The 24139-nt window shown below is 39.5% G+C and carries 20 protein-coding genes; 13 read left to right on the top strand and 7 right to left on the bottom strand.

Translation table 11 applies throughout. The features are described 5' to 3' along the window. Positions 1-70: 70 nt before the first annotated feature. On the bottom strand, positions 71-619 hold the full coding sequence (locus MMG00_RS07075; RefSeq protein WP_242146823.1) for a hypothetical protein: 549 nt from the start codon (positions 617-619) through the stop codon (positions 71-73). Between the two features lie 307 nt (positions 620-926). Between MMG00_RS07075 and rluF the strand changes: the two genes are divergently transcribed. Together rluF and MMG00_RS07065 are read left to right on the top strand one after the other, a co-directional pair. After that, on the top strand, positions 927-1640 hold the full coding sequence (rluF, locus tag MMG00_RS07070) for a 23S rRNA pseudouridine(2604) synthase RluF (protein WP_242153374.1): 714 nt from the start codon (positions 927-929) through the stop codon (positions 1638-1640). A gap of 315 nt (positions 1641-1955) precedes the next feature. After that, the gene (locus MMG00_RS07065; protein WP_242146821.1) at positions 1956-2645 is read left to right on the top strand and encodes an aspartate/glutamate racemase family protein; all 690 of its coding nucleotides are present in this window, start codon (positions 1956-1958) and stop codon (positions 2643-2645) included. Between the two features lie 121 nt (positions 2646-2766). Here MMG00_RS07065 and MMG00_RS07060 read toward each other — a convergent pair whose 3' ends face one another. Together MMG00_RS07060 and MMG00_RS07055 are read right to left on the bottom strand one after the other, a co-directional pair. Beyond that, positions 2767-4452: a thiamine pyrophosphate-binding protein gene (locus MMG00_RS07060; RefSeq protein WP_242146819.1), complete on the bottom strand. Its 1686-nt coding sequence runs from the start codon at positions 4450-4452 to the stop codon at positions 2767-2769. Between the two features lie 92 nt (positions 4453-4544). Beyond that, a complete protein-coding gene (locus MMG00_RS07055; RefSeq protein WP_242146817.1) occupies positions 4545-5240 on the bottom strand; it encodes a FadR/GntR family transcriptional regulator in 696 nt (231 codons plus the stop codon). Positions 5241-5548: 308 nt separating this feature from the next. Here MMG00_RS07055 and MMG00_RS07050 point away from each other — a divergent pair, with 308 nt between their 5' ends. The 4 genes from MMG00_RS07050 to MMG00_RS07035 all read left to right on the top strand — a co-directional run bounded on the left by MMG00_RS07050 (position 5549) and on the right by MMG00_RS07035 (position 12388). Next, positions 5549-5773 (top strand): DUF3311 domain-containing protein, encoded by a 225-nt coding sequence (locus MMG00_RS07050; RefSeq protein ID WP_242146815.1) that lies wholly within the window; start codon positions 5549-5551, stop codon positions 5771-5773. A 1-nt stretch (position 5774) separates the two neighbouring features. After that, complete coding sequence (locus tag MMG00_RS07045) at positions 5775-7193, top strand: sodium:solute symporter family protein (protein ID WP_242146813.1); 1419 nt, start codon at positions 5775-5777, stop codon at positions 7191-7193. 594 nt (positions 7194-7787) lie between these two features. Beyond that, positions 7788-11252 (top strand): pyruvate carboxylase, encoded by a 3465-nt coding sequence (locus MMG00_RS07040; protein ID WP_242146811.1) that lies wholly within the window; start codon positions 7788-7790, stop codon positions 11250-11252. Between the two features lie 332 nt (positions 11253-11584). Beyond that, a complete protein-coding gene (locus MMG00_RS07035) occupies positions 11585-12388 on the top strand; it encodes an integrase core domain-containing protein (protein ID WP_242153261.1) in 804 nt (267 codons plus the stop codon). A gap of 23 nt (positions 12389-12411) precedes the next feature. On the opposite strand, the gene MMG00_RS07030 is transcribed toward MMG00_RS07035, so the two are convergent. Then, on the bottom strand, positions 12412-13614 hold the full coding sequence (locus MMG00_RS07030) for an MFS transporter (protein ID WP_242146809.1): 1203 nt from the start codon (positions 13612-13614) through the stop codon (positions 12412-12414). A 131-nt stretch (positions 13615-13745) separates the two neighbouring features. Here MMG00_RS07030 and MMG00_RS07025 point away from each other — a divergent pair, with 131 nt between their 5' ends. The 3 genes from MMG00_RS07025 (at position 13746) to MMG00_RS07015 (ending at position 16516) form a co-directional block, all read left to right on the top strand. Then, positions 13746-14336, top strand: coding sequence for a TetR/AcrR family transcriptional regulator (locus tag MMG00_RS07025; protein WP_242146807.1), 591 nt, complete (start codon positions 13746-13748; stop codon positions 14334-14336). 323 nt (positions 14337-14659) lie between these two features. Beyond that, positions 14660-15070 (top strand): hypothetical protein, encoded by a 411-nt coding sequence (locus tag MMG00_RS07020; protein ID WP_242146806.1) that lies wholly within the window; start codon positions 14660-14662, stop codon positions 15068-15070. A 129-nt stretch (positions 15071-15199) separates the two neighbouring features. After that, on the top strand, positions 15200-16516 hold the full coding sequence (locus tag MMG00_RS07015; RefSeq protein ID WP_242153371.1) for an esterase-like activity of phytase family protein: 1317 nt from the start codon (positions 15200-15202) through the stop codon (positions 16514-16516). A 316-nt stretch (positions 16517-16832) separates the two neighbouring features. Here MMG00_RS07015 and MMG00_RS07010 read toward each other — a convergent pair whose 3' ends face one another. Next, complete coding sequence (locus tag MMG00_RS07010) at positions 16833-17387, bottom strand: HdeD family acid-resistance protein (protein ID WP_242146803.1); 555 nt, start codon at positions 17385-17387, stop codon at positions 16833-16835. Between the two features lie 160 nt (positions 17388-17547). On the opposite strand from MMG00_RS07010, the gene MMG00_RS07005 reads away from it, so the two are divergent. Continuing rightward, a complete protein-coding gene (locus tag MMG00_RS07005; RefSeq protein WP_349775524.1) occupies positions 17548-18462 on the top strand; it encodes a LysR family transcriptional regulator in 915 nt (304 codons plus the stop codon). A gap of 72 nt (positions 18463-18534) precedes the next feature. Here MMG00_RS07005 and MMG00_RS07000 read toward each other — a convergent pair whose 3' ends face one another. Further along, positions 18535-19041 (bottom strand): hypothetical protein, encoded by a 507-nt coding sequence (locus MMG00_RS07000; RefSeq protein ID WP_242146799.1) that lies wholly within the window; start codon positions 19039-19041, stop codon positions 18535-18537. Between the two features lie 79 nt (positions 19042-19120). Further along, positions 19121-20053 (bottom strand): LysR family transcriptional regulator, encoded by a 933-nt coding sequence (locus MMG00_RS06995; RefSeq protein WP_242146796.1) that lies wholly within the window; start codon positions 20051-20053, stop codon positions 19121-19123. Between the two features lie 168 nt (positions 20054-20221). On the opposite strand from MMG00_RS06995, the gene MMG00_RS06990 reads away from it, so the two are divergent. The 3 genes from MMG00_RS06990 (at position 20222) to MMG00_RS06980 (ending at position 23972) form a co-directional block, all read left to right on the top strand. After that, positions 20222-21517, top strand: a complete 1296-nt coding sequence (locus tag MMG00_RS06990) for an MFS transporter (protein WP_242146795.1) — start codon at positions 20222-20224, stop codon at positions 21515-21517. A 201-nt stretch (positions 21518-21718) separates the two neighbouring features. Continuing rightward, positions 21719-22744 carry a histone deacetylase family protein gene (locus tag MMG00_RS06985; RefSeq protein ID WP_242146792.1) on the top strand — a complete coding sequence of 342 codons (1026 nt, stop codon included), beginning with the start codon at positions 21719-21721 and terminating at the stop codon, positions 22742-22744. A 7-nt stretch (positions 22745-22751) separates the two neighbouring features. After that, the gene (locus tag MMG00_RS06980) at positions 22752-23972 is read left to right on the top strand and encodes a Zn-dependent hydrolase (protein WP_242146790.1); all 1221 of its coding nucleotides are present in this window, start codon (positions 22752-22754) and stop codon (positions 23970-23972) included. The last annotated feature ends 167 nt before the right edge of the window (positions 23973-24139 follow it).

The following is a 24139-nucleotide window of genomic DNA, read 5'->3' as shown; positions in this document are numbered from 1 at the left end:
TTGCAGTAGAACTAAATGAATAATTACCTACATTAATGCGAATGTTATTTAGAAGATTGGTGTTTTTTGATTAAAATTGAATATTAACATGCTTTTGTAATGTGATGGATTCTATGATTTCAGGGTCATCTTCATGATAGTTTATGGAAATTTCATTTCTAGGATCTGTTTCAATATTGGGGGAATCCATTTCGCCTTTATCTAGTGAGTAAGGCTGACCATTATCATCAAAAGCAACATTAAAAGGAAGATCATAATAGGCATCATTAAAAGTATCTTCCACATAAAGCGATAAGCCAATTTCACAATAACGATCTGTGATAAGAGGCTTTTGGGGAGTCTCCACAGGCTCGACAATTAACGTAATGGTGTTATTTCCTACGGTAAAAATTGTGCCTGCATCAATGCCATAACCAAAGGAAGTTAATGCCGGCGCTTCAACGTAATTTCTTGTATCTATTAAGGTGTATTGCTCATATTCAAGTCTACAGTGAAGATTTGTCGCTCTCACTTTGAAGAATAATCCACCTCTAAGATGCGCTTCTGGCGTAAATGCCGGCATAAAAATCACAATCATGACAAAAAATAGCAACATCATCTTTGTAAGAATGTTGAACATTTTTGGAGAAAGTCTTTTAGATTGAGTGGTTGTCATGTTTGATAGAAAGTCATATTAAAGTTATCGATAATACTCAGGTGTTGATAGTTGAATGACATGATTTTAACAAGCTCCTAGTTTTAGGCAATGAATTGTTTTTAAATTGAAATTTCGTAAAGATTAAGAAGTTATGACATCCATAAGAAATCTATAAGGAATCCTTAAGCGATCAATAAGATTTATTAGTGTGAATCTGATAGATTAGGGGGATTATCATAAAAGGTTGAAGCGGTAAGTTTTCAAAATAAAGGAACAAGCAAAGATGCGCATGCGATTAAACAAATTTATTAGTGACTCTGGCCGAGCATCAAGACGTGGTGCGGATAAATTAATAGAAGAAGGGCGAGTAAGAATTAATGGTCGAAAAGCAAAAGTTGGCGACCAAGTTGAGCGGGGCGATAAAGTGCTTGTTGATGGTGCGCAAATCCATGCAGCAAGTGCGCAGAGTTATGTTTATATCGCGCTGAACAAACCCGTAGGTATTACAAGTACGACAGAAAAAGCGGTAAAAGGGAATATCGTGGATTTCATGCGTTATCCAACGCGGATCTTTCATGTGGGGCGTTTAGATAAAGATTCTGAAGGACTTATTTTAATGACCGATGATGGGGATATTGTTAACGAGATTCTTCGCTCTGAAAATAAGCATGAAAAAGAGTATATCGTGACAGTTGATCGTCCTATTACTGATGAGTTTGTCGAAAAAATGTCCGCTGGCGTCAATATTTTGGGGACAACAACCCTTCCTTGCCAAGTTAAACAGATCTCAAGTCATCAGTTTAATATTATTTTGATGCAAGGCTTAAACCGCCAAATTCGCCGTATGGCAGAGACTTTAGGTTATACGGTCACTGAGCTTAAAAGATTACGCATTATGAATATCGAGCTTGGCAGAATGCCGGTTGGTGAATGGCGTTACCTGACGAAAAAAGAGAAAGATAAGCTCTTTGAAGATCTCAATTATGAGCCAAAAGATTGGTAGAACCTTATCACTATTTGGTTATAAAAGCCCCAAGATCATTTTGAGATATTGGGGCTTTTATTATGGCAATTTTTATATCGTAAAATAGGATTAACAAAAATGGCTTTAAAAGTAAAATAGTACAGCATTTACATTAAGCTAGCTTGCCAGATGCCGGCTAGAACAGCTTTTGCGCTTCTTATAACAGATGCGCCGTCAATTTGATTCAGTGGCTTTTAAACGGGTTTTCTATAACTAAAAATTGTTTAAACAGAGCTTGTGACATGGGGATGAACAGTATATATCTTTAGTACGACAACAAAAAAAGAGGATATTATGAAAAAAATTGGTTTAATCGGTGGCATGAGCTGGGAGTCAACGGCGCTTTATTACCAATGGATTAATCGTGAAGTACAAAAACGATTAGGGGGATTACATTCTGCCAAAATGATTGTGACAAGCGTTGATTTTGCAGAGATCGAGAAGATGCAAAGCCAAGGAGATTGGGATTTAGCCGCCAAGGTTTTAGCAGATGAAGCAAAGGCGCTTGAAAGCGCTGGGGCTGATTGCGTTGTACTTTGCACCAATACGATGCATAAATTAGCGAAAGAGATAGAAGATGCTATTTCTATACCTTTTATCCATGTTGCCAAAGCAACAGGGGAAGCGATCTTAGCGGAGAATATTACTAATGTTGCGCTCTTAGGAACTGCTTTTACGATGGAGCAGGAATTTTATAAATCCCGTTTAGAAGAGATGGGGATATCAGTCATGATTCCAGATGAGAGAGATCGTAAAGTAGTTCATGAGATTATCTATCAAGAACTTTGCCGAGGGATGATTTTAGAGAGCTCGAAAAGAACTTATTGTGAAATTGTTGAAAAGCTTATTGCACAAGGCGCTCAAGGGGTGATTTTAGGCTGTACAGAGATCACTATGCTAATTGGAGATGTGAAGTTCACTATACCAACATTTGATACAACCCATCTTCATGCCCTTAAAGCGGTAGATTTTTCTCTTCAGTAATAGTTTGACCTCTTTTTAAAGCGCTTTAAAAAAGGGATAAAAAAAGCGAGGTATTGGGAGATACCTCGCTTTTAACCATCTCCTATAGAAGGTGGAGAATAGGAGATGGGTACTGCTTGTTTTAGGCTTTATGAGCGTCGAGAGATTTTTCGCGAATCCCCATTAAGGTTTCACCAGGGGCAATATTATTAGAATCGTAGCGAATCTCCAGTAAAGCCGGGCGATGATGCTCGTTGGCAAAGGCTAAGGCTCTTTCAAAGGCAGCTTTAAAGTCTTCAGTTTTATCGACGATCTCGCCATAACCTTCATAGCTTTCGCAAAGTTTTGCAAAGTTGGGGTTCATAAAATCAAGGGCGATAGGTCTTCCTGGGAATTCTCGTTCCTGGTGAGAGCGGATCGTTCCCCAAATGCCATTATTAAAGACTAATATGACAATGCCAAGGTTATATTGTAGGGCAACGCCAAGTTCTTGAAGATTCATCTGAAAGCATCCATCGCCGGCGTAGCAAACAACCGTTTTATCAGGGTTTTCAAGCTTGCAAGAGATGGCTGCAGGTAAGCCGTAGCCCATTGATCCAACTGTCGGTGCAAGACTTGATCCTAGACCATTAAATTGAATGTATCGATGCGGATACAGGGCGTAGTTACCAGCGCCGACAGTAATGCAGAAATCTTCAGGTAATAATTCATTCATTTGGCTTGAGAGTGTATCAAGGCTCATTGCACCATTACTAGCTAATGGCTTTAAGGTGGCTAAGTGTTCATTACGAAGCTTTGTCACCCACGCTTCTCGAGAAAGGGCTTTAGTTGGCGTTAAGGTCGATGCTGCCATTGCAAAGTCTTTAACAGACGCAGCAATTGAAAGCTCGGCATCATAGACGCTATTTAATTCACTTGGGGAAGGATGGATATGAATGAGTTTTTGCTTAGGGGAAGGGCTCTCAATTGCCGTGTAGATCTCTGTTGTTTCTTCCCCTAAGCGTGTGCCTAGAGCGATGACAAGATCTGCATTTTTAATATTATGACGAAGCTCTTCACTCATGCCCCAGCCCATATGTCCGGCAAAGTTCGGGTGATGATGATCAAAACATTCAAGCCTACGCCATGAGCAAGTCACAGGGATCTCAAATTTTTTCGCAAAATCTTGAATCTGTGTAACAGCCTCTTTTGACCAGCGGCTACCACCGATGATCATGAGCGGGTTTTTAGCTTCTTCAAGAAGTGTTTGGAATTTTTCGAGGTCTTGTGGATGGGGATAAGATTTAACCGGAACATATCGAGTAATATCTTGAATCTCAGCTTCTCCCCATAGGACATCTTCCGGCAATGCAATTACAACAGGACCTGGTCTGCCGCTTGTTGCAATATGAAAGGCGCGGGAGATATATTCAGGAATTCGCTCCGTTTGGTTAATTTGTACCACCCATTTTGCCACCTTAGAGAACATGCTGACATAGTCGATCTCTTGGAATGCTTCTTTATCGTAGATATCATTACCAACTTGTCCGACAAAGAGGATCATTGGTGTGGAATCTTGAAAGGCAGTATGCACACCGATGCTCGCATTAGTTGCGCCAGGGCCGCGAGTAACAAAGCAGATGCCAGGCTCACCTGTCATCTTACCGTAAGCTTCTGCCATATAAGCAGCGCCACTCTCTTGGCGGCAGACAATGGGGTCAATGGTTTTAAAATCATTGAGGGCATCGATACAAGGAAGATAGCTTTCACCAGGGACCATGAAGATTCTTTTAACGCCATGGTTGGCTAATTGCTGCATTAAGATTTTTCCGCCATTTCTTTTCATCATTATTTTCTCCATTATCCAAAATCACATTCTGGTCAGACCACTATGATGTTGGCAATAATTTTAAAAATAAGCAACTTTTGTTTTGAAAAGATTTAGCGAAGGCGAAGTAAAACTCCTGTTAAGTGGCTATACATCGCATGTCGAGCAAGTTTTTTATCTCGTAATAAAATGGCATTAATGATCTCTTTATGCTCGTAAACGGAGATATCCCAAGAGTGTTTAGTGACATAATGCTTATTGAAGTTTGTGGGCATCACGCTCTGTTCAGCGCTCTCCCAGATCTGTTTCATAATATTGCGTGCCAGCGGGTTTTTGGTTGCTTCTGCAATAAGAAGGTGAAATTTTTTATCAAAATAGTAATGATCTTGCAGACTATTGATACGCTCTGTTGCCGCTTGTAATTTTCGAAAGTCTTCTAAGTCTTCTTGCGTTGCATTTTGCGTGGCTAGCTCTGCAAATTCAGGTTCTACTAAGAGCCTGATTTCGATCAGTTCGTTGGGGGTAATCTCATTTTTAGTGGATGATTCAATACTGATATCACTATGAATCGTGGGGGATTCTACAACATAAATTCCCGCGCCCATGCGAATCTCAACAAAGCCCAAAATCTCTAAAGCAATAATCGCTTCCCGTACGGTAGCTCTGCTAATATCAAGCTTTTCAGCAAGCGTTCTCTCTGATGGTAAACGTTCTCCTGGCAGATATTCTTTCTGCTGAATCTGTTTTGCGAGGGTGCTTGCAACTTGTTGATAGAGTTTTTTCTCTTTAGATGATTCAAATAAATTCATAAAATGCCTTCACTTTTAAAGCATGCAAGTCCATGCAGATACTTAATATCAGGTGTTTCGAGCAAATTATAAGATAAATACTGAATAACTGCACGATATCAATCGAAATAGGGGATAGAAAATACTAATTGGCATAGCTTTTGCTACAGGGAATCTTTTTAGGGTTGAAGATTATTTGACTTCATTTGGAAAATAATGAAATATGAAAACACACTGGTCAGTCCAGTTTTAAGTTGATCATATAAAAATATTAAAAAAAGAATAATGACAAATTGCATCTTATTGCAAAACCTTCCGGGAGGATTCGTATGGCTAAAGGTAAGCTTTATAGCTTTATTCTCAGTGTTGTAATTCCCTATCTAGGGATATTTGGTGGTATTTACTTCTTTAGATTTTCAGAAAAAATGGTGTTTGGATTCCCCATTCTCTATTTTTGGATTTTTCTTTGGTTCTTTTTAACAACTATCTGCTTATCACTGGCATGGATGTTATTCGATAAAGATGATGCGCGTAGCGCAAAAGAGGGGAAGTAATATGTCTATATCCATTATCATTTTTGCAGCGATTATTCTCTTTACCTTAGGAATCGCCTTTTATGCCGGTAAGCAATCGAATAAGCAGAGTGTTGGCGATTACTTAGTAGGCGGAAGATCCTTTAGTGTCATGATTCTCTTTTTCTTAGCGGTGGGGGAAATTTATGGAATAGGGACGATTATTGGTTTTCCCGGCGGTGTTTATGCCGGCGGCTTTAGTTATGGAATCTGGTTTTTAGCCTATATCGTCCTCTCTTACTCCTTTGGATATTTTATCTCCCCGCTGATTTGGCGTGCTGGACATCAGTATAATGCATTAACAGCCGCTGATATTTTTAAAGAGCACTTTTCTAGCCGTAGTTTAGAGTTAGTAGTGGCGGTGGTGTTATTGATGTTCTTAGTCCCATGGGCGCAGCTTCAATTTGAAGGGTTAATTGTTACGCTTAATGCATTAGGTTACGATATTCCTCCTTATATCGGTGTGGTGATTGCCGGCGCTATTGCTTATATCTATATCTCTGTTTCAGGAGTACGCTCTCCAGCGCTGATTTCTATTTTTAAAGATATTATTCTTTTTGCCGCGATCGTTGTGGTGGGAATTGCCGTATATCAAAAAGTTGGCGGTGTGGAGCCCCTATTTTTAGGTGCTAAAGCTAAAGGTGCGATTTTGAAATTCCAAAATGGTTCTGAGATTAACTTTGCAATCTCCACCATTATTTTGCAATCGATCACGTTTTATTGCTTACCTCATCTAATTACCGTTGTATTTACCAGTAAATCAGAGAAAACAATTCAAAAAGCGCAGCGCTTTATGCCTCTTTATATGCTGATGTTCCCATTTTTAATTGCGACATCTTACTATGCGATGATTTATCTGCCACATCTATCAGATAAGCCTAATCATACCTTTATTGTCACAGCGATTGACCTCTTGCCTTCATGGGTAATTGGCTTTATTGCCGCAGGTGCTGCATTATCTGGATTCTTACTTCTCTCTGTAATTTCGTTAGCCGTTGCCGGATTAATTGTTCGTAATATTATTCCTAATGTGCCAGAGAGATCTCAGCGCCGTTATTCTCAAACAAGCGTTTTGATCTATCTTGTGATCTCTATGATTATTACAGTTGCATTGCCAAGTTTGATGTTAAATTTAATTAGCACAGCCTATGGCGGATTTAGTCAGATTGTGCCGGGGATCTTTGCAATTATCTTCTTCAAACGCGCAACGGCAAAAGGGATTATGGCAGGAATCGTTGTGGGAATTATCGTGGTATTTATCCTGTACTTTGGCAAGATCAGTATTTATGCGATTAATCCTGGCATTATTGCCGTGATCTTTAATATTGCTACATTAATTGTAGTCAGCGCTTTCACACAAAAAGAGGTCGTTAATCGCACGCCCATTGCCCATTTAAACTAATGCGGCCTGAAATCATCGGCTGATATTTATATCATTGATGGGAGTATCAGTGATCTATTATAAAAATAGATACTTTATTCAATCCTCTTCTAAGATTTTTTCTTGAAGAGGATTTTTTTATTATTTCATCAAGCTGCTAAATATCGTCGATTCGTTTTAAGAAACGCTACTTTATAGTGAAATAGATTCTATCCGGCATCTTGCAAGTACTGTTTAATACGTACTTTGATAGATTGATGCAGCGCTAGAGGGAATGTTTCGTGTTTTTTGTAAAATTCCGTGCCAGCTTGTTTAAGGTCTGTTTTTCTTAAACCGATTTGATGAGGGATTGAAAATGCAGCCTTTAAATAGTAAATATAATGTTTTCTTATGAAATGATGAAGGTGCTCACCACTTTAATGAAGAGATAAAGTTGAAGATTACGCCATAGGATCAATATGCTATCTATATTTGTCAGTAAATGAGCGATAAAACATTATGAATCTTTCTGAGGTTGATGTATCTTTGTAGTGTTTGTGTAGTTTTATCTAGACAAAGATCAATAGATGCCGATAGAGTAACTTTAACTATAAAATCATTACCGGAGGAAGTTCCATGTCTTTAGATTCACCGAAGAAGATCAAAAAAATTCTCGTCGCCAACCGTTCTGAGATTGCGATTCGTATTATCAGGGCCGCCGCTGAGTTAGGTATTAATACCGTAGGGATCTATGCTGAGCAAGATCGTAGAGCAGCGCATCGATTTAATGCAGATGAGAGTTATGTGGTAGGACGAGGAAAACAGCCTTTAGAAGCGTATTTAGATATCGCTGATATTATTCGCATTGCCAAAGAGACCAATACCGATGCGATTCACCCAGGATATGGTTTTTTAGCAGAAAATCCTGATTTTGCCAAAGCGTGCAGGGATAATGGGATTATTTTTATCGGCCCCTCTTTTGATGTTTTAAATACTTTAGGGAATAAAGTTGCTGCTAGAAATGCCGCTATTGCCGCAGGTGTACCGGTAATGCCGGCATCAGATCCTCTGCCAAGAGATGAAGAATCTATTAAAAAAATCGCCAAAGAAATTGGTTACCCTGTCATGCTCAAAGCAAGTTGGGGCGGTGGTGGGCGAGGAATGCGCGCGATTTATGATGAGTTACAGTTAATGGATTCTGTCAGAGAGGCGCGCGGAGAGTCTTTAGCGGCATTTGGCAATGATGAAGTCTATTTTGAGAAATTAATTCAAAAGGCACGCCATGTGGAAGTGCAGCTTTTAGGAGATACTCATGGCAATATTGTGCACCTTTGGGAGCGAGATTGTTCTGTGCAACGCCGCCATCAAAAGGTTGTTGAGCGTGCGCCAGCCCCTTATTTATCGCAAGAAAAGCGAGAAGAGATCTGTGAGAGTGCTTTAAAATTAGGACGTGCCGTACAATATAGTAATGCCGGAACGGTTGAGTTCTTAATGGACGCTGATACCGAGCAGTTTTACTTTATTGAAGTCAATCCTCGCATTCAGGTAGAGCATACCGTGACGGAAGAAGTTACGGGAATTGATATCGTCAAAGCGCAAATCCAGATCGCAGAAGGGGGCGTTATTGGCTCTAAGGATGTGGAAGTTCCTCTTCAAGATCAGATTCATCTTAAAGGCAGCGCACTGCAATGCCGTGTGACTACGGAAGATCCGGCAAATAACTTTATGCCGGGAACAGGCACGATTATTGCTTATCGCTCGCCTGCAGGATTTGGGATTCGTTTAGATGGCGGAACGGCTTATTCAGGAGCAGTGATCTCCCCTTATTATGATTCTCTATTAGTGAAGGTGACAACATGGGGGAATACACCGCTTGAGGCGATTGATCGTATGGACCGCGCACTTCGAGAGTTCCGTATTCGCGGCGTTTCAACGAATCTCTCCTTTGTTGAAAATGTGATTAATCATCCTAAGTTTATTGCCGGTGAATATACTACAAAATTTATTGATGAGAATCCGGAGCTTTTTCATCTAAGAGAGCGCCAAGATCGATCAAACCTTATCTTAAAGTTTTTAGGGGATGTTGCGGTTAATGGTAATCCAGAATTGGAAGGAAGAGATCTTCCTAAGCACTTTATTACACCTGTTTTACCAAAACTTCAAAAAGACTACAAAAAAGAAACAAAAGGTTCCAGAACCCGTTTATTAGAGTTAGGCCCGAAAAATTTTGCCAATTGGATGCGGGAACAAAAAGAGGTTTTAATTACCGATACCTCTATGCGAGATGCTCATCAATCCCTATTTGCAACGAGAATGCGCTCTCATGATCTTTGGCAAATCGCGCCTTTTTATGAAGCATTAATGCCGGAGCTCTTTTCGATTGAATGTTGGGGCGGCGCTACATTTGATGTTTCGATGCGATTTTTAAATGAAGATCCATGGGAGAGATTAGTCAAGCTTCGTCAGCTCATTCCTGGCACACTCTTTCAAATGTTGCTTCGTGGGGTTAATGGGGTAGGTTATACGAGCTACCCTGATAATGTGATTCAATATTTTGTAAAACAAGCCGCTGAAAAAGGGATTGATCTCTTTAGAGTCTTTGACTCACTTAATATTATCGATAATATGCGCGTATCTATTGATAGCGTGCTTGAAGCGAATAAGCTCTGTGAAGGAACGATCTGTTATACCGCAGACATTTTTGATGCAAAACGCCCTAAATATCAGCTTAGTTATTATGTGAAATTAGCAAAAGCACTAGAAAAAGCAGGGGCACATATTATTGGTATTAAAGATATGGCGGGAGTATGTCGTCCTGAAGCGGCTAAAGCTTTAGTGACAGCACTTAAAAATGAAGTCTCGCTCCCCATTCATTTCCATACGCATGATACATCAGGAATTTCAGCAGCGACTGTATTAGCCGCAATTGATGCCGGCGTTGATGCTGTAGATACGGCGATCGATAGCTTATCAGGATTGACTAGTCAGCCGCCAATGGGTTCGATTATTCATGCGCTTAAAGGCACTGAACGTGCTTCACAAATTGACCTTGATGCTATGAATGAGATCTCTACTTACTTTGAAGGTGTTCGCTCAATTTACGCACCTTTTGAAGCAACGATGCGTTCAGGGACTTCTGATGTCTATAATCATGAAATGCCGGGCGGGCAATATACCAACCTTCGTGAGCAAGCAAGATCCATGGGCTTAGAGCCTCGTTGGAAAGAGGTTTCAAAAGCTTATGCCGAGGTGAATCAGTTATTAGGGGATATTGTGAAAGTGACGCCAAGCTCTAAAGTCGTTGGAGATATGGCGCTGATGATGGTCACGCAAGATATTACGGCAAAAGATGTATTAGATCCTGCGCGTGAAATTGCCTTTCCACAATCGGTGGTTGGGCTTCTTAAAGGAGAGCTTGGAATTCCGGAAGGCGGATTCCCGGCAGATATCACTGCAAAAGTTTTAAAGGATGATAAGCCAATAGAAGGAAGACCAGGAGCGCATCTACCACCCGTAGATCTTGTGGCTGAAAAGGAGAATCTAGAGAGCTATTTAGGATTGACGATTAGTGATGAGGATTTAGCTTCTCATTTGATGTATCCAGCCGTCTTTAAGGGCTTTAAAGCGCATCAAGAAAAATATGGGAATGTTTCAAATATCCCTTCTAAGATCTATTTCTATGGGCCAGAAAAAGATACTTATCATACAGTTGAGCTTGATCATGGAAAGGATCTTTTAATTAAGCTTTTAGCGATCTCTTTGCCAGATCAGACAGGGCACTGTAATGTCTTTTTTGAGTTAAATGGAGAAACACGGGCATTTTCTATTCAAAAGAATGATCTAGTAAAAGATCTTCCTCTTCGTGAAAAACGTGAAAAAGGAAATCCTTACCAAGTTGCGGCAATGATGCCGGGGGTTGTGGGAACTATCCATGTCAAAGTGGGTGATATTGTTAAAGAGGGTGATGCGATAGTGACACTTGAAGCTATGAAGATGGAGACAACCCTTCGCGCAGAAAGCTCAGGTGCTATTGAGAGGATATTAGTAGTGAAAGGGGATGTCGTTGAAGCAGATGATCTTTTAGTGGAGATTGATAAGTAATCTATATAATTTCTAGTTAAATTGGTTTAAAAGTGGCTCAATCAGATTGCCGGCGCATCGGTTATGAGAAGAACAAGAATCATTCTATCCGGCATCATGCAATCTGGTTTGATTCATACGCTATATTGTTCGTTTTTTGATATAGCGTTTCTTAAACAGAATCAACTAGGCTATCAATCGCAATTATCAAAAAAAGCGCTCCTAAATCTTAGGGGCGCTTTTTATTTTTGGCGGACTCGTCCTCAATAGCGTTATACGTTATAAAGATAACTTTGTATCATTAGCTGTAGGATTTTATCGCGTTGTTTACAGTATTAGGAGAAAATACTGTTATGAATATCCATCGAAAAACAAAATTAACGCCGTTTCATCGAGAAGAGATTTGGCGATTACATCATCAAGAAAAATTTACCGTAACCTATCTAGCTGAGCGTTTTATGGTAAGCAGACCTACGATCTATAAAGTACTAAAACAAGGTAGATTGAACTTGTTTGTGCCATTAGCTAGTAAAAATGAACGTTATAGAACAATTAAGTACGGCATTAAACGTCTTGCAAAGATTGAAAAATCTATTGAAGAGAAACTTAAAAAGAGGGCTAAACGTTATAACAAAAACTATCCTGGCGAGATGGTCCATGTGGATACTAAACGGCTCCCTCTTTTAAAAGGAGATCTTAAAAATCGCACTAGAGAGTATTTATTTGTAGGAATTGATGATTTTTCAAGAGAACTTTATGCCGGTATTTATCCTGATAAATCACAGTTTAGTGCTGCTGAATTTCTTCGATGGGATCTGTTAGAACAGTGTCCCTATACTGTAGAATGCACCTATTCGGATAATGGTCGTGAGTATAAAGGTACATCAGAACATGCCTTTGTCGAAATGTGTCTAACACATAAGATTAATCAAAAGTTTACAAAGCCAGCTTGCCCTCAAACGAATGGAAAAGCAGAAAGAGTCATTCGAACACTCATGGAAATGTGGCATAATCAGGAGGAGTTTATCAGTTCAGATGATCGGAAAAAGAAGCTAAAACGATTTTTGAACTATTACAACACAGTAAAACCTCATAAGGGTATTAATGGTTTAACGCCTTATGAAGTTTTAGAAAATTATTTTAACACTGAAGTGTAAACAACCCGCCGATTTCTAACACATTAGCCATTTAAACAAGGGTCACTACAAATAACCGGTTTTACCGTTATTTTATAGATTAAAAGCGCCATAAAGAATACAAATAAGCTTGCTAAGAGTGCGACCATAAAGCCAGTACTAATATTAAACTCATCAATTACAAATCCTGCCATCGCAGCGCCTAAGGCAACACCGATTCCAAGGCCTGAAATAAGCCATGTTAATCCTTCTGTAAGCTGATCTTCAGGTACCGACTCTTCAATTAAACTCATGGCAATAATCATCGTGGGTGAGAAGAAGAATCCCGCAAGAAAGACCACGGTTGAAAGGGAGACGATATCCCAGACAAATATTAAGGGAATACTAGAAACCATTGTCGCAATAGTTGCGATCACTAACATCTTAGATAGAGAGAGCGGGAAGCGAATCGCCCCAAATAGTAACCCTGCAAAACAAGAGCTAATTGCATAGAAAGAGAGCACCATGCTCGCAGATGCCGGCATATTTTGCGCCTTAGCAAAAGCAACGCTCGCCACATCAATAGTGCCAACTATAATGCCAAGAAAGAGCATTAAGAGGGCTAAGAGTTTCACCACAGGGAGATGAATCACCGATGAGTGCAGGATTTCTTGTGCTTTGATCGGGGGCTCGGTACTTTTTTGAAGAACAAATGCGGTGACACCGATAGCTAAGAAGAGCATTGCAAGAAGGGGGCCTGCTTGTGGGAATAAGCCTACGCAAAGCCCCACAGAAACAGGTGGGCCAATGATAAAGCAGAGCTCATCTAAGACGCTCTCAAGGGCATAAGCCGTTTGTAGTTCTGGTTTGCCGCGATAGATCTCCGTCCAGCGGGCACGAACCATTGCCGACATACTCGGCATAAATCCGCCGGTAATGGCAAAGAGAAATAAGAGCCAAACTGGCAATTGCCAATAGGCAACGGCAAGTAGTGCGAGAATACTGATAAATGAGATGAAAGAAGCGTAAGGAAGGACTCGGCTTTGTCCATAGCGATCAACCGCTCGAGAAATTTGAGGCGCGATGATGGCGCATGAGAGGGTAAATAGAGCGGCAACACCACCTGCTAAAGTATAGCTTTTTTGAAGTTCTGAAAGCATGGTGATAATACCAATTGCTGTCATTGAAACCGGAATTCGTGCAATCAATCCTGCGAAAACAAATCCTTTACTTCCGGGAGTCTTAAGGAGTTGTAAATATGAAGCCATAATGGTCCTTTTGGGCGATAAAATAACATACGTAATGTATGTCGATACTCAAGGAGTGGATTGTATTTGCGCAGGGTAAAGATGTCAATTAGAATGGCTCAAAATTCATACTAACGGGAGAATGCACCGACATGGCAAAAACGCCTACTAAACGTGAAAAAATGATGGAAGAGACGCAGGAGAAATTGCTCAAAGCTGCGCGGGAATATTTTGGGAAATATGGCTATGCCGCAACCTCTATGGATGAATTTACAGCAAGTGTTGGTTTAACACGGGGTGCGCTTTATCATCATTTTGGCAGTAAAAAGGGGCTTTTTGCAGAAATTGTAACCCTCATTGATACAGAAATAGACGATGTTCTCCAAGAGATTGCCAATAAAGAGGATGATCCTTGGCGTGCGCTTTATAAGCGGGGAATTGCTTATTTAAAGCGTTCTTTAGATCCTGAGTTTCAGCAGATCTTATTAAAAGATGCTAAAGCGATTTTAGGGACGGAATTAATGAGTATCCAAAGACGTTGTATGGATTCGGATATTGCTTTAATTGAGGAAGGGATGAAAAAAGGAATTATCCGTCTTAGTAGCCCAAGAATTATGGCGATTATGCTCGATGGTAGCCTTTTTGAATCAGCCTTTTGGATTGCTGAAGCAGAAGATTCAGAAGCGCGTTTAGCAGAAACCTTAGAGTGCTGGCGTATTCTGCTCGAAGGTATTAAAGCTTAGAGATTAGTAATAATTATAAAGATCCCGTATTTAAAGAGGTTAAATCAATATAGGAAAAGGATGATTTTAAAAGTCATCCTTTTTCATATTTTATACTATTTTTTATAAGGGAACTGACAATGAAGAAAACGACCATTGATAAAATAAGGGAGCTAAAAGATCACTTTAGTCCATCGCTATAATCGTTAATTATTGATGAAGGTATTGTTGAGTTGAGAATATTTTTTTAATCCGATAAATAACCTTTCTGTTTTTAGTAAATTTATATATACTTATGTAAATAAGATTTATTCTCAATTGATATTTAGTTAAAAGGATTTTGCATGAAAACAACCATGAAGCTATCAGTACTTGTTCTTTCTTTAGGTCTTCTTACAGCTTGTGCGATGACTCCGGCTGAAAAAGCTGAAGAAGCACAAAGACGTGCGCAGCAGATGTTAGATACACAAGTAAGCTTAGCTCAGCAATGTAGCCCTGAAGCTGCGCAATTGATGAAAGAGATGCCAAATGCGAATAAGCTTTCAGAAACACAGAAAAAAGTATTTGAAGAAAAATATGTGAAAGCTGTGAATAACCAGGCATTCCAAGCATGTTACAACATGGCATGGAAGGATTATCGTGAGCAAAATGCAATGCAAGCAGAGCAGATGGCGGTTTGGGCTAATACTGATGCAAATGCATGGAATGATGGCTTCTTCTTTGATAACCCATTTGCATGGGATTATGGATTCTAATTTAACGCCTTATTTTAGGATTCCTTTAAAAACCACCTCATAAAAGGTGGTTTTTTTATGTTTGTAATACAGCTGTTAAAAAACCTTCGTACGATAAAGTCTCTTCCCCTTAGCTTAGAGGCTATCGATATGTTTCGTAAAAGTACGTTATTTACTGCTATTTTTTTAAGTTCTATGGTTTTTGCTGATCAAGAATATCCCGCTGTGTTATCTGGCCATGCTTATCTGCCTGCAAACACGATGATCTCAGCGCCGAATGAGGCGCCTGATGATCTTAAGATCAGTGGAAAGTTTACTCAAGGGGTTCGTAATGATATTGCTGGGAGCTTAGAGGGCACATCTAATGGGCGTCCTACAGGTTTATCGCTTCCTTTTGTGGGGCAACCATTGCAAGGACATTCAGGGATTAAGAGAATGCCGGACGGCTCTTACTGGTTATTAACAGATAATGGGGCAGGCTCAAAAGCGAACTCCCCAGATTTTATGCTCTACCTGAATCAATATGATGTTGATTTTGATAATAATGTTTTTAAGCATTTAAAGACGATCTTTTTACACGATCCTGACAGAAAAGTTCCTTTTAGAATTCAAAATGAAGCCACAAAAGAACGTTACTTAACAGGCGCAGACTTTGATCCTGAAAGCTTTCAGTTCGCTGGCGGTTATCTTTGGGTAGGTGATGAATTTGGGCCTTACCTTATTCAAGCAACCCTTGATGGGAAGATTGTTGAGATCTTTGAGACAGAATTTAAGGGGCAAAAGCTTCGCTCGCCGGATCATTATTCGATGACAACGCCGGCAAATCCAGAGCAAAAGCTCAATTTTGAGGTACTTCGTTCTAAAGGTTTTGAAGGAATGGCCGTGAGCGCTGATGGAAGAAAACTCTATCCACTGTTGGAAGGTGCTCTAATTGGCAGTGATGGTCAGTATTTGCAGATTTTAGAATTTGATGTGGCAAAGCGTGAGTGGACGGGCAATTATTGGAATTACCCATTAGCACAGAAAGGGTTATCAATCGGGGATTTTAATATGATTGATGATCAATATGGTTTAATTATTGAGCGTGATAATGGGGAAGGCGTGGTTGAGTTTGCTTGTGAAGGTGCGGCAAAGCCGGCCTGTTTTGATCGGGATAATCTTCCTAAAATAAAGCGAATCTATAAAATTAAGTTAGATGCCAATAAGCCAAATCAAGATGTGGAAAAAATTGGTTTTATTGATCTATTAAAGATTCAAGATCCTGATAATCTATCTCGTAAACCATTAAGTGCCGGTAATTTTGTCTTCCCATTTTTTACGATTGAAAATGTGGATATCGTCGATAGCGAAACGATCATTGTCGGCAATGATAATAATCTTCCATTTTCAAGTAGTAGAATCCCCAATGAAGCTGATGATAATGAGCTTATCTTACTTAATGTGAAAGCGTTATTAGAGGCAAGGTAGCGAATAGAAAGTGAGTTAATAATATAACTTTAGAAAAGCAGCCTGATAAGGCTGCTTTTTCATATATAGTCAATTCGGTTTAAGAAACACTATTTTTAAAGTATTTAGAGATACAGAGTGTATCAAATTAGCTTGCATACTGCCGGATAGAACGATTCTTGCGCTTCTCATAATCGATGCGCCGGCGATCTGATTCAGTTACTTTTCAACCGATTTTACTATGTATTATGATAACCCTTTTTTAGGAAAATCAGACCCTAATAAAATAGGGAATCTCATGCTTGAAGATTCCCTACTCCTTAATTGTAAGGGGTGTTTAGGCTTTTTTAACAGCAAAGGCGAGCATAAGATAGTTGACGCCTCTTACCAAGAGATCAATGCCTAAGAGTAGACCTAATAACCAAAGAGGAGAAGTTGGGTCTTTTAAGATTAAAATCCCTGTTACTAAAAGAAGAGCGCCCGATGCAAGACTCCAGCCCCAGCCGCTAATTGGTCTCATTTGAAATGCATGAATAGCGCTAGTAATGCCGCCAATAATAAGAAGAACTGCTAATAACCAAGTTAATGCTGCCGCCGTTGCAAGAGGTGCTTTAAAAGCTAAAATACCAGCTAATATATAAAAGATCGCAAAGATAATGGCGCCTAATTTTTGCATGCCTTGTAAGGTTTGAAAGCTCATGAAAAGTTGAATGATGCCGCTAAAAACCATGATAAAACCAAACATATAAACAGATGTTAATGTGGCAAAAGCGGTGGAGCCAATAAATAAGATGCCGCAGAGTGTGAGTAAAATGCCGCTAAGAATCAATAAGCCGCGATATTTTTTTAATTGATGAATTAAAGGGTCTTGCGAAGTTGGTACTATTGTCATTGTTGTAATCCTCGGTTAATAGGGGGATAAGCACATGGTGTTAAAAAAGAGTGCGAAAACAATTTAACAGATAATGATTTTACTCACTATTCTTTCTAGTAATACAACCTATTGAATAGGAACATAATCCTTAAAACAAGAGCGATACGATAGAAGATGAATCTTACTATTTGATAATAAACTACTCTATATTTTTGTAGAGATTTACCAGCATAAAAGTGTGAGTCATGCAGCGAATGCATTAGCGATGACACAGCCTGCGGTGAGTATAGGCTTGCGCCGATTAAGAGAGCATTATAATAATCCACTATTTACCCGTGTAGGGTATGAGATGCAAGGAACAGAGCTCGCAGATGAACTTTATCCAAAATTTTTAGCAGCAATTACCTCATTGGAAGCAGTTTATAGTTTTACAGATGATTTTGAGCCTTCTACAGCGAAGAATATGTTTTCTTTAATGGTAAGTGACATTGGCGATATGATTTTGCTTCCTAAATTATTGAATTTATCCCAACAAGAGGCCCCTTTTATTGCTTATAACATGAGTATTTCACAAAAAAATTTAAAAGAACGAATGCAACAAGGAGAAGTGGATCTTGCGGTAGGTTTTGTGCCAGAACTTGAGGCGGGTTTTTATCATAAGCGACTTATTAGTCAATATAATGTAGGGTTAGTAAGAGCGGGGCATCCACGGTTAAATAGCATGAAAAGTGATTCAATGGCTTACTTTGGAGAGAGACATATTGATGTAAGCAATAATGAGGGCGAGGATTCTTTAGTAGAGCGAGAATTGAAATCTTTATCACAAAAACGGCATATCACTGTTCGGTTATCTAATTATTTAGGCTTATCTCGATTGTTATTATCGTCAGATTTGGTGGCGACTGTCCCAAAAATCTTAGCGGTGCAGTTATGTGAAGATCACGACTTGCAGTTATTTCCGCTCCCTTTTGATTTTTATAATTATCCTATTTTTGCTTACTGGCATGAAAAAAGACATAAAGATGCAGACCATATCTGGCTTCGTCAGCAAATTTTTAAGGCGGCAACTTTAGTGCAAAAAGAGATTACTTAAAAAAAATAGTGCAAGATTCATGAATACTTGCACCATTTTTTTATTATGTGGGTAATAACTAAGAGTGGTAACCTAATGAACACCAAATTCAGCTTCGTTTAAAATAGTGATAGGGTCCATTTTAGGTGGGTTAGATTCTGAGACCACAGAGATCACCGTCATTGTCTCTTTGTTGCGCTTTAATCGTTGCCAAGAATATGGTCTATCAGGCATTGAGAGAGAGTAGATAAACTCTTCATTAGCAGGATCACGACTAATAATCGTAAAAGTACTGCCTTTAGGCGCATTATCTTGAAGATACTTCGCATAACTTTCAAAGCTAAGTGCGCCCTCTTCATCGGTTAAGTGACCACCGGTGATAATAACCGTCATATCATGTCTTTGAGAGTGTTGCGCGAGTAACGTCCCTTCAGGTGAGTGAGTGGAATCAATATTTTTATAGCTATTATCAAGATAAACGGTTGCAAGACCTTGTTTAGCGATAATCTTTTCTTCAGACAGAGGTTTGAAGCGATCATAGATTAAGAATCCGACAATCACGAGGATAACGGCAATGATGGAAGCTTTTTTATTACTCACAATAAATTTCTCATTAAGGGTTGAAGGGCTAAAGTTACCTAATCTTTGAGGATAAATCAACTTAGATGCTCTCTAGTGATTAAATCGTATGTAGCTGACTTAGCTCAGGAGAGATTGAGACTGAGGCGGCATCTAAAAAAGCATGCTCACTGGCTCTAAGGGTACGGTTTTTATTCCAAATAAGATAAACCGGCACATCCGCAACGCCCTGATAAGGCGGAAGTTTACGAAGAATAGAGCGATCTAATGCACTTTTTGCGGCATTATCGGGTAGGCAGCCGATTCCATAGCCTGTCACAATTAAGCGTTGTAGTTCTTGCAGGTTATTGGTAATAGCGACTTGTTTGCCGGTAAAGTGTTCCATATCTCTAAAAATGGCAATAGGAGAGAGCGCAGCCCCTAATTGCTCACTATCAAACGCCACATAATCTTGGGCGATCACATCGCTCTTATTGATAATCTGTTTATGGAAAAGAGGATGAGATTTCCCGCAATAAAGAGAGTATCGTTGGGGAAGATAAAAGAGCTTTTCAATCTCATCGGAGCTTTTTGGCTCTAAGGTGATGCCGATAGCAGGCTGATTGTTGGCAATTTTTTTAACAATTTCCGCATGGGTTGCGGTATTAATATTAAGGTCAATATTAGGATAATGTTTATGAAAATAGGTTAAGAGGTTATCAAAGTCATTGGAGACTAATCCTGAAACCGTCATGATATGAAGGGTATCTTTAATTGTGTTGCTAGTAGCTGTGAGCTTTTGTTCAAACTTCACAAGTTTTGAGTAAACATCTGTGGCTGTTTTATAAAGATATTCCCCAATTTCTGTTAAAACAAAGGATTTATTACTTCTTTCGATAAGTTTTACTTCTAATTGCTCTTCCAGCTTTTTAAGGTTTTGGCTAACAGCTGATTGTGTGATATTTAATTTAAGTGCAGCATTACTAATGCTTTGCTCCTCTACTATCACTAAATAAGTATGTAATAACGTCCAGTTTAATTTCTCTATTTTCATAGGTTTTCCTTTCTCCTTCAAGGTTATTTTCTCAGTGTATTAGAAAAACTAATATTAATCATTAAAATTTATCGTTTGAAAAAAAGTTGAAAGAGACGGATAAATAAGAAGACCTTTCGCAATGAAAGGGATAACAATTTCAAAACAAATCAGAAGGTGGAGGGTGGTATGTCAACCACAAAAAAACAGCCAGTACGCGCATCACTTGCGGCGTTTCTGGGAACCATGATTGAATGGTACGACTTTTATATTTACGCATTTGCCTCAGCAATGATCTTTGGTTCGCTCTTTTTTGAAACAGAGAGTACCTTTATTGCAACGATGGCTTCTTTTGCAACATTTGCAATTGGACTATTAGTAAGACCTATCGGCGCTGTCTTTTTTGGACATATTGGCGATAAGATTGGTCGTAAAAAATCCCTAGTTATCACGCTCTTTATGATGGGGATTTCGACAATTGGTATTGGATTTTTACCGACATATGCGCAAATTGGTGTGGGAGCGCCAGTATTGCTCATTATTCTTCGTATTATCCAAGGTCTTTCTGTAGGTGGCGAGTGGGGCGGTGCTGTATTAATTGCCGCTGAGCATGCGCCTGCGCATCGTAAAACATTCTTTGCTTCTTTTGCGCAGTTAGGATCACCTGCGGGATTAATTTTAGCCACGATTGCTTTTAGATTGATTTCTGAGATGGATGATGAAGCGCTCTATAGCTATGGTTGGAGATTACCATTTTTAGCAAGCTTTGGTCTTTTAGTGGTGGGGTATTTAGTACGCCGCAGTGTGAATGAATCACCAGAATTTGTGGAAGCTAGAGAAAAAGCAGCGCTTGAGAGATCTAAAAAACGAAAAGAAGAGGCACCATTTAAAGAGCTTTTCTCAAAAATGCCAAAAGTGATTCTTTTAGCAATCGGTGCAAACGTGTTAGGAATTGCAGGTTTCTACTTCGTTAATACCTTTATGCTCTCTTATACAACGGCTTACCTGAAAATGGATCGGACACTCATCTTAAACGTGTTGTTAGTGGTCTCTTTTGTCCAGTTCTTCAGTCAGCCTTTAAGTGCGCTTGTTGGCGAGAAGTTTAATAGCTATAAGTTCTTACTCTTTAGCTCCGGAGTTTGTATCTTCTCACCTTATTTAATGTTTACGATGGTTGATACACAAAACCCTGTATTGATGGTGATAGGTATCTCTATTACAGTAATCTTTATGGCGGGTTACTACTCGGTGATTGCTGGCTTTTTAACAACACTATTCCCGGTGCATTTACGTTATACCGCGATTTCAGTGGCATATCAGTTCTGCGGCGCAATTGCCGGGGGATTAACACCACTTATCGGTACAGCACTTGCTGAGATGTATGCAGGTTCATGGATTCCATTAGCAATTTTCTATAGCTTTATTAGTTTGTTAACCCTTTCTTGTGTGTTTTTCTTAAACCCAAGTAAGCGCGAAACGTATTAAAGAGATAGTCATTATAGAGCCTTGAAGGAGAGTCAAGGCTCTTCTTTGCGCTACCAAAGAAGCAAAGATTGTAAAGTTAGTCATTTAAGTAATTAGCAAAGAAAATGCCTAAAAAATCAAATATCAAATATCAAATATCAAATATCAAATATCAAACATTAAATAACGAATCACGAAGATCAGGATAGGGAGTGAATCATCATGAAAATTTATTATCATCCACATCAAGCATTACATAATCCACAAACCTACTTCTCACGAGGAAAAATGCGTGATCCGCAAGAAGTTCCACAGCGTGTTGAAGAGTTTCAAAAAGGGATTAAAAGCGCAGGTTTTACAGTGACAACACCCGAAGATCTAGGCTTTGATTACTTAACAAAAGTCCATGGTTTTGCCTATATTGAGTTTTTACAAACGGCCTATCAAGAGTGGCATGAAGTTCCAGAAGATTGGGGCGAAGAGGTGATCCCGAATGTATTTGTGAAAGATTACAATGCTCTCAAAGGGATCTTAGCAAAGGCATCTCGCTATATCGCAGATGGTAGTGCGCCAATTGGTAAGCATACGTTTGAGTCAATTTATTGGTCTGCGCAAGGGGCTTTAAATGCCGCTAAAGCAGTGGCTGAAGGGGAAAAGGTTAGTGTTTCTGTGAGTAGACCATCAGGGCATCATGCAAGACGTGAAGCTGCAGGGGGTTTTTGCTTTGTGAATAATGCGGCCTTAGCCGCAGAATATCTTTTAGATCATAGTGATGCTAAAAAGATCTTAATTTTAGATACCGATGTCCATCACGGGCAGGGAATTCAAGAGATCTTCTATGATCGTAGTGATGTGATGTATATTTCACTTCATGGAGATCCTACTAATTTCTACCCAGCAGTTGCCGGCTTTGAAGAAGAGCGTGGAGAGGGTGAGGGGTTAGGATTTAATATTAACTATCCTTTTGCGCATGGTTTATCAGAAGAAGCATTCTTTAAAGTTTTAAAACGAGCTATGAATGATGCAAAGATCTTTAATCCCGATGTCATTGTGCATAATATGGGGTTTGATGTTTATAAAGATGATCCACAAAGTAAAACAAAAGTGACAACAAAAGGAATGGGAGAAATTGCTAAAGAGGTAATGGCTCTTGGAAAACCTGTTGTAGGACTTTTAGAGGGGGGATATCTCATTGAAACATTAGCGGCAAATACTGAGAGTTATATTCGTGGTTTAGCAGAAAAATAGGAGAGAAATGATGAGAGTAAATCAGGATCGATTATGGAATAGCTTAATGGAGATGGCGAAAATTGGTGCTACCTCAAAAGGGGGAAGTTCAAGGCTTGCGCTCTCAAAAGAGGATAAAGCAGGGCGAGAATTATTTGTCTCTTGGTGTGAAGCTTTAGGTATGGAGATTCATCGGGATCCTATTGGTAATTTATTTGCCATTTATCCAGGTAATAACCGCTTAGCTGCGCCTATTGTGATGGGAAGTCATTTAGATACTCAGCCAAAAGGTGGGCGATTTGATGGCGTTTATGGCGTTTTAGCAGCGCTTGAAGTGGTAAGAACCTTACATGAAAATGATGTGAAGCTCAATCATGATCTTGAGATTGCCGTTTGGATGAATGAGGAGGGGGCGCGTTTTTCTCCTGCGATGCTTGGCTCTGAAGTTTTTATTGGCGAGCTCTCTTTAGAAAAAGCACTTGGCATTGAAGATGTGAATGGTATCTCGGTAGGTAGTGAATTGGAAGCGATTGGTGAAGCAGGGACTTCTGAATTTAAACGTCATTTAGATAGCTATTTTGAGCTGCATATTGAGCAAGGACCAATCTTAGAAGATCTTAATAAAGAGATCGGTGTTGTCACAGGTGGGCAAGCGATTGCTTGGTTAGATGTTGAGATGCAAGGGCGAGCGCAGCATGCTGGCACAACCCCAATGCGTTACCGTAAGGATGCGATGCTTGGCGTTTCGGCATTTTTATTAGAGATCGAAGGTTATGTTGCCGCTATTGACGATGCGTTATTAACCATTGGGGAGATAAATATTCCTTTCTCATCTCGTAATACGATTGCAGGTACGGTCAATTTTACTCTCGATATCCGTCATCCTGAAACTGAAAAAGTGAAAGAGATGGTTGCAAAGGTTAAAGAGATGGCAAAAGAGGTTGCGGCAAAACGCGCACTTGAAGTCTCTTTAACAGATGTTTGGTTGTCACCTGCAATTCCTTTTGATGAGTCGTGTGTTAATTTAGTGAGAAGCGCCGTAAAAGAGTTAGGATTTAGCAATATCGAGATGATTAGCGGCGCAGGTCATGATGCGATTCATCTTGCGAAACATTGCCCTACAACGATGATTTTTATCGCCTGTAAAGATGGTATTAGTCATAATGAAGCGGAATCTATTACTGAAATTGATGCCGCTAATGGAACCAATGTGTTATTACATGCTGTGATGAAGCGCGATCAAATGTAGGGGTTGATCTCTATTTTTAATGAATAATTGCCTTTGGGAGCTTGTGACTCTTAAAGGCTTTTTTTATGGGGATTATTGTGTGTTAATCGCTTTTACACCCATCGTTTTAAAGGTCACTGAATCAGGTAGCTATCGGTTATGAGAAGTGCAAGAGTTGTTCTGTCTGG

It is taken from the genome of Ignatzschineria rhizosphaerae (assembly GCF_022655595.1).
GTDB classification, from domain to species: domain Bacteria; phylum Pseudomonadota; class Gammaproteobacteria; order Cardiobacteriales; family Wohlfahrtiimonadaceae; genus Ignatzschineria; species Ignatzschineria rhizosphaerae.
The sequence above is the reverse complement of the archived record's forward strand: the minus strand, read 5'-3'. Positions and strand labels throughout refer to the sequence as shown.